Source organism: Streptococcus gwangjuense (genome assembly GCF_003627155.1).
Lineage (GTDB): Bacteria > Bacillota > Bacilli > Lactobacillales > Streptococcaceae > Streptococcus > Streptococcus gwangjuensis.
Genome location: NZ_CP032621.1, coordinates 1,385,715 through 1,397,645 on the forward strand (window position 1 = coordinate 1,385,715; position 11,931 = coordinate 1,397,645).

The window sequence follows — 11,931 nt, forward strand, 5'->3', positions numbered from 1 at the left end:
AAAAGCAAGTAAAAAGCCTCTTCCTTGCAGGAAAAGGACTTCTTATTCTTATTGCCAAGCACCTAAGTTAACAAGATCTTTTTGAATGAATTTAAAAACCTCTGAGATTCTTCTCAAAGGTTCTAATTTGGCTAATTACTATTCTCAACTGCTGCAGTAACAAAGGCAGTGTAGAGTTCTTCTGGGCGGTTTGGACGACTTGAAAGTTCAGGGTGATACTGACACGCTACAAAGAATTTATTTTCAGGAATTTCCACGATTTCGACCAAACGATTGTCTGGAGAAACTCCTGAGAAGACAAAACCTGCTGCCTCAAACTGCTCACGGAAGGCGTTGTTAAACTCATAACGATGACGGTGACGGCGTTGCACCACTTCTTGATTGTGATAAGCAGCTGCTGCCTTAGAGCCACGTTTCAACTTAGACGGATAAAGTCCCAAACGAAGGGTTCCTCCCATATCCTCAACATCAATCTGATCACGCATGATATCAATGATAGGGTATTTTGTTTCTGGTGCAAGCTCTGCAGAATTGGCACCTTCAAGACCCAAAACGTGACGAGCAAACTCGATACAAGTCAACTGCATTCCCAAGCAGACTCCCAACATTGGAACATCATTCTCACGCGCATAGCGGATAGCTTGGATTTTCCCTTCTGTACCACGTTGGCCAAAACCTCCTGGTACGATGATTCCATCTGCATCAGACAAGATTTCTGCCACATTCTCTGCTGTCACATCATTGGCATTAATCCAATTGATTTTAACTTCTGCGTCGTTGGCATAACCAGAGTGTTTCAAGGCTTCGACCACAGAAATGTAGGCATCTTGCAACTCCACATACTTACCAACAAGGGAAATCTTAACTTGTTTCTTGAGGTTCATGACCTTGTCCACCATAGCTGACCATTCTGTCATATCTGCTACTGGTGCGTCTAATTTCAAATGATCACAGACAATCTGGTCCATACCTTGAGCCTGCAAATTCAACGGAATTTGGTAAAGATGTTCAACATCTAAAGACTCGATAACAGCCTCTGGTGCCACATCACAGAACTGGGCCAGTTTGTTTTTAATTCCTTGACCAGCTGGCTCTTCTGTACGAATCACCAACATATTTGGCTGAATTCCCAATCCACGCAATTCTTTTACAGAGTGTTGAGTTGGTTTGGTCTTCATTTCACCAGCAGCCTTGAGGTAAGGAAGCAAGGTTGTATGGATGTACATAACATTATCCGCCCCCACATCTGCCTTCATCTGACGAAGGGCCTCTAGGAATGGCAAGGACTCGATATCTCCTACTGTTCCACCTACCTCTGTGATAATGACATCAGAGTCGGTCGTTACAGCGGCACGCTTGATTTTTTCTTTCAAAGCATCCGTGATATGAGGAATAACCTGAACAGTTGCCCCAAGGTATTCTCCACGGCGTTCTTTACGAAGAACTTCACTGTAAATTTTACCAGTTGTCACGTTGGAATATTTGTTGAGATTGATATCGATGAAACGTTCATAGTGACCCAAGTCCAAATCTGTCTCAGCTCCGTCATCTGTCACAAAAACTTCCCCGTGCTGATAAGGACTCATAGTTCCCGGATCGATATTGATATAAGGGTCAAATTTTTGAATGGTTACTTTGAGACCACGATTTTTCAAGAGACGGCCCAGACTCGCTGCTACAATCCCTTTCCCAATAGACGATACCACACCACCAGTTACAAAAATATATTTCGTAGACATAGATTCCTCTTTCTAAAATGCTCAAGGTCTTGTCAACTACGAGGGGACATAGAAAACAAGACCCTACTAATAAGAATAATCTGGGATGACTGCACCAGATTCACAACTAAAATGCAAGAAGATAACTTCTTGAAAAAACAAAAATAGCTCCCTAAGAACTAGGGAGCCCCGACCTCTAAAAGAGGTGCCCGAACAATATGATACCTGAAAATAGAATAATTGTCAATAGCTAACTTTTATTCCTCGTTGTTTTCAGCGTCATCATCAGAAAACTCATCGTCTTCTTCGTTGAGATCCACGTCTTCACCCAAGTCATCAGGAGCAATTTCGTTGATTTCTGCATCGTAAGCTTCCACTTCGTTTTTCTCATCATCTGGATTTTCATCATCGTATGAAAGAGCTGGATCTGCTTCGTATGCATCCTCGTCTTCTGGATCATCCGCATTGTAGTCAATGGCATCTGAATCACCATCCATGAAGGCATTAACACGTTTTTTCTTAGCTTTTGGTGCTACTTCATCGTCGTCATTTTCTTCAAGAGCGATAATTTCTTCGTCGATTTCGTCCACACCATACCATGAACGAAGCCCCCATTTGTTATCTCCAAGTGAGATGAAGCTACCGTCAAAGTTCAACTCTGTGTAGAACAAAGGTAAAGCTTCGCGGATATCGCTGTTTGATGTTCCAAGGTAGTTTTGAATTTCGTTTACAAGATCGCTAAAATGCATCTCATGGTCGCGACCACGAAGTTCCAAGATAGCACGCGCTACCTCAATCATAGATAGTTCACTTTTTTCTTGCCCAGCAAATACTTCTAATTCCAAAGCGTTTCTCCTCATTTATACTACTATCGCCAGAGCGAACAGACTCTGACCTCATTTTATCATTTACTCTTTATTTTACGATAATTTTGCAGAATAGTCAAAGGTTAAGGGGGAACTAATACAAATCTTCTAAGCTTCTATATTCAATGATTTCATTTTTAATAATATTCTTTTTAAACTCAAAATGTTTTAAAGGATTATCGATTAACACTAACTTTGGAATATCATCTAAGTTGGTAACCAGAGATAAAATAAAATCTGATTGAAATTCTTTTGCTTTTTCAAATTCGTTGGCAGTCAAACGGATGCGACCCTTAGATTTTCGAATCCCTTTAACTTCGGCAAGATAGGAATGCTCATGAACATCTACTTGGAAATCATAGCCATCACCATAAAGACGGGCATCAGTTAACTGTCCACCTTGAAATTTTTCTTTTTTATCGAAATGAAGGATAAAATAATTCTCTGCCTCCATCCCCGTTTCCTGTAGACGTTTGAATTTAGTTCGAATAATTGGTTTTTCAATGGTAGTAATGCCTGTTCGCTTTCCTTCACTCGCAAGTAACATTTTAACGATTTCAGCATAACTATGAACATCTTCATTTCCAAACATCATATCAATTAAATCTTTACGAAAACGGTAAACATCAGCTTTCTGCCACCAACCTTTTCGACTATTGTCAAAATAAGGATCAAATAAATCCATTCTATTTTTTACAACTCCAGTTGTTTCAGCAATTCCCAGAGAAACCACATAGCGATAAAACTCCGACTTGCTAGAACATTGAAATTCTTTTATAAAAAGCTTGTCAAACTTGGCAAGACCGTAGCCAATTAAATTTAACAATTCATAATGCGGGTGCTTAGACATCACTTTCTCCACCAATAGATATTGATTTCATTATACCAAAAAACACGGCATTCAGCCGTGTTTCTGTGTTTATTTCACGAGTTTCTTCATCTCATCGATACGTGCTACGGTCGCGTCGTATTTCGCTTGGTAGTCGGCTTGTTTGTCGCGTTCTTTTTGGACGACTTCTGGTTTGGCGTTGGCTACGAAGCGTTCGTTAGAGAGCTTCTTACCGACCATGTCCAGTTCTTTTTGCCATTTAGCAAGTTCCTTGTCGAGACGGGCCAGTTCTTCTTCGACATTGAGGAGGTCTGCCAGTGGCAGGTAGATTTCTGCTCCTGTGATGACGCTTGACATAGCAAGTTCAGGCGCAGGAATATTTGATGCGATTTCCAAGTGTTCTGGATTTGTGAAGCGTTTGATGTAGTTGACATTGCTGTTAAAGAAGGCTTCCAAGTCGCTATCGCTTGTCTTAACAAGGATGGTGATAGGCTTGCTTGGTGCTACGTTTACTTCAGCACGCGCATTACGAACGGCACGGATCAAGTCTTTGAGACTTTCGACACCAGTATGGGCAGCAAGGTCCTCAAAGGCTGGGTTAACAGTTGGGTATTCTGCTGTCACGATAGAACCTTCTGAGATTTGTCCAAAGATTTCCTCTGTCACGAATGGCATGATTGGGTGGAGGAGACGAAGGATCTTGTCCAGAGTGTAAAGGAGAACAGAGCGTGTGATGACTTTCTCTTCTTCATTGTCGCTATAAAGGACTTCCTTAGTCAACTCAACGTACCAGTCCGCAAATTCATCCCAGATGAAGTTGTAGAGGATATGTCCAGCCACACCAAACTCAAACTTATCAAAGTTAGCAGTAGCTTTTCCGATAGTTTCATTGAGGTTGTGGAGAATCCAACGGTCTGTGACATTGCCAGCTTCCTTGTTGGCAACTTTTTCCACATTAGCAGTTGCTTGCTCAAGGGTCAAGCCTTCATTATTCATGAGGATGTAGCGAGAGATGTTCCAGATCTTGTTAATGAAGTTCCATGAAGCATCCATTTTCTCGTAAGAGAAGCGAACGTCTTGTCCTGGCGCAGAACCGTTTGAAAGGAACCAACGAAGGGCATCGGCACCATATTTCTCGATGACATCCATTGGGTCAATCCCGTTACCAAGAGATTTAGACATCTTGCGTCCTTGCTCGTCACGAATGAGACCGTGAATAAGCACGTTTTGGAATGGCTGACGACCAGTGAATTCCAAAGATTGGAAGATCATACGAGACACCCAGAAGAAGATGATGTCGTAACCTGTAACCAAGGTTGAAGTTGGGAAGTAACGTTTGAAGTCTTCTGAGTCGACATCAGGCCAGCCCATAGTTGAGAACGGCCAAAGGGCAGAACTGAACCAAGTATCCAAGACATCTTCATCCTGAGTCCATCCGTCACCTTCTGGCGCTTCTTCACCGACGTACATTTCACCCTCAGCATTGTACCAAGCAGGGATTTGGTGACCCCACCAAAGCTGACGAGAGATTACCCAGTCGTGGACATTTTCCATCCATTGGAGGAAGGTATCGTTGAAACGTGGCGGGTAGAATTCTACCTTGTCTTCTGTATCTTGGTTAGCAATAGCATTTTTGGCCAATTGGTCCATCTTGACGAACCATTGCGTTGACAAGCGTGGCTCAACCACTACACCTGTACGCTCTGAGTGACCAACACTGTGGATACGTTTTTCGATTTTGACGAGGGCACCGATTTCTTCCAACTTAGCAACGACTGCCTTACGGGCTTCAAAACGATCCATACCTGCAAATTCGAAGGCCAAGTCATTCATGGTTCCGTCGTCGTTCATAACATTGACTTGTGGCAAGTTATGGCGTTGACCCACCAAGAAGTCGTTTGGATCATGGGCAGGCGTGATTTTAACAACACCAGTACCAAACTCGGGATCGGCATGTTCGTCTGCAACGATTGGGATTAGTTTATTAGCGATTGGAAGGATGACGTTTTTTCCAATCAAGTCCTTGTAGCGTGGGTCTTCTGGATTGACCGCAACGGCAACGTCCCCAAACATAGTCTCAGGACGAGTTGTGGCAACTTCAAGGGCGCGTGAACCGTCTTCCAGCATGTAATTCATGTGGTAGAAGGCACCTTCGACATCCTTGTGAATCACCTCAATATCAGAAAGGGCTGTGCGAGCTGCTGGGTCCCAGTTGATGATAAACTCACCACGGTAGATCCAGCCTTTCTTGTAAAGGTCCACAAAGACCTTACGAACAGCTTTTGACAAACCTTCGTCAAGAGTGAAACGCTCACGAGAGTAGTCTACAGAGAGCCCCATCTTGCCCCATTGTTCCTTGATAGTAGTGGCATATTCGTCTTTCCATTCCCAAACTTTGTCAAGGAATTTTTCACGACCTAGGTCATAACGCGTAATACCCTCACCACGCAAGCGCTCCTCAACCTTAGCCTGAGTGGCAATCCCCGCGTGGTCCATACCCGGAAGCCAAAGCGTGTCAAAACCTTGCATGCGTTTTTGACGGATGATGATATCCTGCAAAGTCGTATCCCAAGCGTGACCAAGGTGAAGTTTCCCAGTTACGTTTGGTGGTGGAATCACGATTGAATAAGGCTTAGCCTTTTGATCGCCTGAAGGCTTGAAAACATCCGCATCAAGCCATTTTTGGTAACGACCAGCCTCAACTTCGGCTGGATTGTATTTAGGTGAAAGTTCTTTAGACATGTGTTTGTCCTTTCTCTATTTTGTTCATTTTATTTTGAATTTGCTTAGCAACTTCTTCTGCAGACAAATTCGTATTATTTATTTTAAGGTAGTGGTGCAACTCATTCGGTTGATGTTGGGAATTTAATTGAAGTGTTTCAGCGGTCTCTAAAATTTCTCTTTCAGATGCCTCAATATGTCGTTTTAAGGGTTTGTGCTTTAATCGATTCTCCGTTCGATTTCGATGTAAGCGCTCTTCAAGACTTGTTTCCAATTCAACAAAAAGAATCTCTTGATGATAGTCATTCAACAAATCCTGAATTTGCTTTAAATACATCAGCTGGTACTGATTTGAAAAATCAATCACGTCTGTTAAAATCACTGATCGCTGATTTCTTGCACTTGCCCCAAGGAAAGAAAAGGTGATTCCACGAACAAATTCCCACATCTCCTCTGTATAATCCTGATAGATTTCTAGTGCAAAATCGATGGCTTGATGGTTATAAAAGAGGGTAGCATCTGTCAGTCGAGATAACTCTTGACCAATCGTCATTTTTCCTGAGGCCGGAGCACCAATGATAAAAAGATGCATCAAATCACCTCCCACTCACTTCTCAGCAAACCATATATCAGACTGTCACAGCGGTTTCCTTGAACATCTTTACGATCTCGAATACGAGCTTCGAGGGTAAATCCAAGTTTTTCTGCGACTCGTTTACTTTGGACATTATAACCAAAACAAGTCAGTTCAATCTTGTGAAGATCCAAATCTTTAAAGGCTAAGTCAATCAAGGCACACGCTGCTTCTGGTACATAACCTCGACCCCAATAGTCTGGGTGCAAGGTATAGCCGAGCTCAAGAACATCATCCGCATGGCGATGGTTGAAATCAACAGAACCAATGACTTTATCGGTTTCTTTGACGACAATCCCATAGCCAACTGGGAGATTTTCCTTTTGATTGCGTTCGGGAAGGATATACTCTAGATAGTAAACCTCATCTTCCAAGGTCTTGACTGGAGGAAAGCCTGCTGGATAAGCGACCTCTGGGAGACTAGCGTAGGCATGGATATCCTCAGCATCCGCCACAGTACGGACTCGTAAAACGAGACGTTCTGTTTCCAAGCGTTCTGGCAGTTCAGTTCTTGCCATCCTTTTTCCTCGCTTCCTTGATAAAGCTTCCCATGGGATTGACTCGGTCATCTAGATAACGATAAACGCGCTGGTGACCATCCCCCATAAAGTAAGTCGGTGAAAAACGGTCATTTTTAAAATGCCCTTTCTCATCCAAGAGTTCAGAATCAGCAAGTCGCTCGATAATCTTGGCAAAGATATGACAGATTCCATCTTCCTCGATAATCCGATCTACCTGACAGTCCAACACGACTGGACAAGCCTCTAAAATCGGTGCCTGAGTCCTTTCAGAAATCTCGTAGTCTAGTCGCAGGTGTTTCAATTTCTCTCGATGACTGATAAAACCAGCCTGCTCCATCTCGAGCATGAGATTTTCATCAGGAATATTCACAGTAAACTTCTGGTAATGCTTGATTTGCTCAGCCGCATTTTCCTCAGCTCCGACACCGATGACTAGCCAATCTCCCAAGCTATAAGAGGAGCTACAGGTCGTAATATTGTGTCCAAAATTCTGATCTTGATACCCTAAAATGAAGATAGGAAAACCATAATAGAGTTTACTTGTTTTAAAAGATTGCTTCATAACAACCTCCTTTTACTAAGACGCAAAAGAAAAGCCCTGCCATCTATATGACAGGGACGAATGTGCTATCCGCGGTACCACCCAATTTCGGGCAGTTGCCCGCAACTCTCGTCTTTAAAATAAAAAGACACTTTTATTTCAATTTTTCATCCATTAGCAACTAGTTTTGACACATTTGTGGACTTCTCAGCTCCGCCACTTTCTGTAAAATGTGGGATTCAAAACACCTCTAATGGCTCTATTGTAGCAAGATTTTCTTGGAATTGCAAGGGACAAGAAAGATTACTTGAACTTAATGCCATTTTCCTTCAATTTCTTGATGGTAGCTGGGCCGATTCCTTTCAAGGCAAGGAGTTCTTTTTCAGTCCAGTTTTTGAAATCTGACGCAGACTTGATTCCTTCATCATAGAAAGTTTTGGCACGGTCAAGTGGAAGTCCACCCAAGTTTGCTGCAAAATCTTCCACAGAATTGGCTACTTTTTGAGCTTGCTCTTTGGTAGCTTCTACTGCTTGTTCAACTTTTTTAGAAACAGCCTTACCAGCTTGGCTTGCTGACTGCTCTGCACGTTTCACGACTTTCTTTGTCTCTTCTACAACCTTCGTCACAGTACTTGAGAAAGCACCTGCACGACGGAGACTATTTCGTAATTGTTTTTTACGATTGAGTTTCTTTGACATGATAAAATCCTTTCAATAAAAAACCCCTGCTCTGACAAGGATTTAATATAAATATTCTATCAAGATTTTAGTAAAAAATCAAGAATCTATCTCGTTTAATAATTTCTCTCACCAAACAAGCCTTCTGGCAAATCATGGAATCCCTTGCCTGCTTTGAAGTTTTCAAACTTACCAAGCAAGAACTGATAAGCATCCAAGCGGCTTTCGTAGCGAATCATGGCATCTTTGGCACGTTCGTCCTGGTCTTCTTCGTAGACTTTTTGACTTTCCTTGTGCGCCATGTCATTGATCATAATCTGGGTATTGACCCAAGCTTCAAATTCCTTCATAAATTCTTGTTCGTAACTCATTTTTTCTCCTTATTCTAATCCACGGAAATAGTCCGTATCAATCTCACGGTAGGGCTGAATATCCTGAACGTACTCCAACACTCCTTGAAATTCTCCCTCTTCATCGTGCACTGCGGCGTAAGTGATGTGGACAAATTTACATCGCGACTCAGACTTGAACCACATTTCATACTTATCCTTAGTACCCTCACGAAGCCCCTTCATGATAGTCTTGACCTTGTCCAAGTACTTAGGCGGATGACAAAGTTCAACATTGCGCCCGACTTGGGATGGCGTCCGTTTGAAAATCATCTCATCAGCTGGCGTATTGTCATTGTAATACTGGAAAATATCGTCTTTATTGACAAAAGTAATCTCCATAGGGAGGTGATTGAGGATGAGATTGGCCTGCTCGACCGAGAGATAGCCATTACCAAAAATCTGTTGACTATGACGGTCCAGCACTGCTTCCTTTTCCTTAGGGGTAAAGGTAATGGTAAACTGTCCTTCTGGCGTATCGATAACTTGTTGAACTTGACCCTCTGCCGTATCTAGCTGTACAGGCTCTTCTGCAATCTTTTCCTCAACAAAGCTCTGTCGTTCTGGCACCCATTTCTCAGACGGACGGATGATAGCATAGCCATAGGCATCACTCTCCTCCGCAATCTGAAGCCAGTCATCCTGAGTAAAGGACTCAAGGAGAATCATGAGAAGGATGGACTCTTCCTTGAAAATCATACTTTCAAACTCTGTCGCAAAGGCTTCAAAAGCTTCTTTTACGCTGCCAATTGACACTTCTGGTAGTGACTTGGCTGTCGCTAAAGCTGTTTGAAAGAGTTCCCTGATCTGATCATCCACTCCCCACATGACCTTAGGAGGTGAATCGTGACCATAGCGCTCCATGATGGGGAAGAAGAGCTCTTCCTTACGCTGGTAGTGGATGTCAAATTGTCCCACAAGTCCCATTTGACGGACCAAACCCTTGCGCATCTCTGCCAGCATTTCCTCGTCTTCCATAGACTCATAGGTATCTAACAATCTCCGAATGCGAATCAAGGCAGCACGGAGGGCCAGATTTTCATCCTTGAAGACACGAACGGGGTGACCTGGATGCTCGGTATCCTCTACTTCGACACCTTTAATAGCATTTTTAAAAAGATTGGCATGGACATCACAGAGTTCCATGACATCTTCAAAGGTAACACCTGAGTCTGAGTTCATCAGCTCGTGCTCCATGAGGGAAATCTCTATGGCTGAGACACCCGCAAAGGTCGCATCAAAGCGCTCCTGAACCGACTCAGGAGAGGCGCCATTATGCAATTCTAACAAAATATCCCGTAGGACATGAATCCGTTCATCTGCCATTAGTCTAATCCAATCACTTCGTAGCCATTTGCTTCCAGCGTGCGGACAATCTTGTCCATAGGAGTTCCTTCAAGCTTAGAACCCTGTTTGAGTGATACTTTACGACCAACTGTATTGCGCATCAAGGGATTAGCAAGTGGTTTAAAACCCAGCTCAACTAGAATTTCCAAAACTTCTGGATGCTTGTCCACCACTTCTGCAACAGGAATTGACACATCGATGATATTGTCCATGACGACCTCCATTGTATGTTCTAAAATGATTTTTCTGCTTATATTATACCATATGGAAAGAGATTAAAAAACTAGCAGTAGAGTTCCTGCTAGTTCTCTGCGATTTGGATTACCATCTAAATAAGTTTAAAGAGACAATCCAATATTTTAAATAATAGCTTATAAAACAGCAATTGGACTATAAAAGAGATGATCATCCAAAAGAATTTCAAAATCCCAATAATCGGTTCGATAAAAATAATAGCAAGAAGACCCAAAAAATTTCATTTTCTATCCTCTGGCTTGATGAGCCACCGAGCCGTATCCATTAACTTGTCTGCAATAAAGAGTTTACCCAGACCGACAACAGCATGGTCATCTTTCTTTATCGTTTTCATGACTTTTACACCTTGCATGGTCAAAAAGTAATTCCCGTAAGTTTTAGCTAGAGTTTTTATAAGTCCCATATTACTCACCTTCGATGATTTCAGCTTCTTTTCGGATAGTATCAATATCTATTTGATACTGCCCTTCATTATAATTAACTAATTTGGATAATTCCTTTTGCAGTCTTTCCCCCATCGGCTTCATGGTCGCAAAGGTTAAACCACCTGAAATGATACCTCCCAAGATAGGTATGAATTTCCCCATTCCTTTGGCCAGCCCTCCCTTGGTCAGATTCACACCAAATATTCTTAAGACTTTTTTCAAAATAGGGTACCAAAGCGTCTTGGTTAAAGCTTTATTAGGTACTGTTTTCATTACCTGTTTAGCAATTGTTATACCACCAGCACGTAGCAAGGCAGCGGTTCCATTCACCCCCAACATGACGCCAAGATAAAGCAAGAGGGTATTTTGAGTATCTTCACCCAATTCCTCGCGTGAAGCCCAAAGATCCTCATAACCATAAATATAACCTAATTCTTGAGCCAATTTCAGAGAGAAACCATAAAATTGAGCCACATCAGCTGGAATGGTAATTGCCATAGCAATCCCTCCAGGTAATCCTGCCAAAACAGAAGTTCCACTCGCTAATAAAACATTATCCCTAATACAGGTATTAGCCACTCGATCTAATATTTCTTGAGATAAGAGAGACGTTGGTCCTTGTTCTAATAAGGTAGGAATGTCCTGTGGATCCAATTCTTTGGAAAACTTATCCACTAAAAATTTCGAACGATCAACCTTAACAACAGGTAGTTTCACCACTTGTTGCAATACTTGCATAGCCAACTCTTGTTCAGCCATATACAAACTCCTTTTACTTCTGTAAGTTATATTCTATGATAGCATACTCTTTTAAAGTATGTTTCAAATTCCCCTCAAAAATTTTCAAAAAATCCTTAGCAACTTATTTGTTAAAGATTTTTAATAGTCTTTGTAGAGACAGCTCGAATATTCAACCCCTACCTTTACAACATGATATTCTATCTGTGAATGATAGTCTATTATTGTCTTACCTAAAATGTTCCTTGAATACACACTAACTATGAACT

13 protein-coding genes are annotated in these 11,931 nt (G+C 42.1%); all 13 read right to left on the reverse strand.

What is annotated here, in order from left to right:
- Window positions 1–131 precede the first annotated feature (131 nt).
- Window positions 132–1,739 (reverse strand): CTP synthase, encoded by a 1,608-nt coding sequence (locus D7D53_RS06860; protein ID WP_120770532.1) that lies wholly within the window; start codon window positions 1,737–1,739, stop codon window positions 132–134.
- 236 nt (window positions 1,740–1,975) lie between these two features.
- Window positions 1,976–2,563, reverse strand: a complete 588-nt coding sequence (gene rpoE, locus D7D53_RS06865) for a DNA-directed RNA polymerase subunit delta (protein WP_033687659.1) — start codon at window positions 2,561–2,563, stop codon at window positions 1,976–1,978.
- Window positions 2,564–2,678: 115 nt separating this feature from the next.
- On the reverse strand, window positions 2,679–3,434 hold the full coding sequence (locus D7D53_RS06870) for a protein NO VEIN domain-containing protein (protein WP_162927886.1): 756 nt from the start codon (window positions 3,432–3,434) through the stop codon (window positions 2,679–2,681).
- A 69-nt stretch (window positions 3,435–3,503) separates the two neighbouring features.
- Window positions 3,504–6,155 carry a valine--tRNA ligase gene (locus tag D7D53_RS06875; protein ID WP_120770534.1) on the reverse strand — a complete coding sequence of 884 codons (2,652 nt, stop codon included), beginning with the start codon at window positions 6,153–6,155 and terminating at the stop codon, window positions 3,504–3,506.
- Window positions 6,148–6,726: an AAA family ATPase gene (locus D7D53_RS06880; protein WP_120770535.1), complete on the reverse strand. Its 579-nt coding sequence runs from the start codon at window positions 6,724–6,726 to the stop codon at window positions 6,148–6,150. The genes D7D53_RS06875 and D7D53_RS06880 overlap by 8 nt, the downstream gene beginning before the upstream one ends.
- Window positions 6,726–7,286: a GNAT family N-acetyltransferase gene (locus tag D7D53_RS06885; RefSeq protein ID WP_120770536.1), complete on the reverse strand. Its 561-nt coding sequence runs from the start codon at window positions 7,284–7,286 to the stop codon at window positions 6,726–6,728. The genes D7D53_RS06880 and D7D53_RS06885 overlap by 1 nt, the downstream gene beginning before the upstream one ends.
- Window positions 7,273–7,851: a flavin reductase family protein gene (locus D7D53_RS06890; protein WP_120770537.1), complete on the reverse strand. Its 579-nt coding sequence runs from the start codon at window positions 7,849–7,851 to the stop codon at window positions 7,273–7,275. The genes D7D53_RS06885 and D7D53_RS06890 overlap by 14 nt, the downstream gene beginning before the upstream one ends.
- A gap of 282 nt (window positions 7,852–8,133) precedes the next feature.
- Window positions 8,134–8,529 (reverse strand): helix-hairpin-helix domain-containing protein, encoded by a 396-nt coding sequence (locus D7D53_RS06895; protein ID WP_000038635.1) that lies wholly within the window; start codon window positions 8,527–8,529, stop codon window positions 8,134–8,136.
- A 95-nt stretch (window positions 8,530–8,624) separates the two neighbouring features.
- Entirely contained in the window at window positions 8,625–8,879 is a 255-nt protein-coding gene (locus tag D7D53_RS06900) for a DUF1912 family protein (protein ID WP_000119707.1), read from the reverse strand.
- A gap of 9 nt (window positions 8,880–8,888) precedes the next feature.
- Complete coding sequence (locus tag D7D53_RS06905) at window positions 8,889–10,223, reverse strand: DUF438 domain-containing protein (protein WP_120770538.1); 1,335 nt, start codon at window positions 10,221–10,223, stop codon at window positions 8,889–8,891.
- The gene (locus tag D7D53_RS06910; RefSeq protein ID WP_000368739.1) at window positions 10,223–10,456 is read right to left on the reverse strand and encodes a DUF1858 domain-containing protein; all 234 of its coding nucleotides are present in this window, start codon (window positions 10,454–10,456) and stop codon (window positions 10,223–10,225) included. Before D7D53_RS06910 ends, D7D53_RS06905 begins: the two co-directional genes overlap by 1 nt.
- Window positions 10,457–10,719: 263 nt before the next feature.
- The gene (locus tag D7D53_RS06915; RefSeq protein WP_120770539.1) at window positions 10,720–10,902 is read right to left on the reverse strand and encodes a hypothetical protein; all 183 of its coding nucleotides are present in this window, start codon (window positions 10,900–10,902) and stop codon (window positions 10,720–10,722) included.
- Between the two features lies 1 nt (window position 10,903).
- Window positions 10,904–11,683, reverse strand: a complete 780-nt coding sequence (locus D7D53_RS06920; protein WP_120770540.1) for a hypothetical protein — start codon at window positions 11,681–11,683, stop codon at window positions 10,904–10,906.
- Window positions 11,684–11,931: the final 248 nt, after the last annotated feature.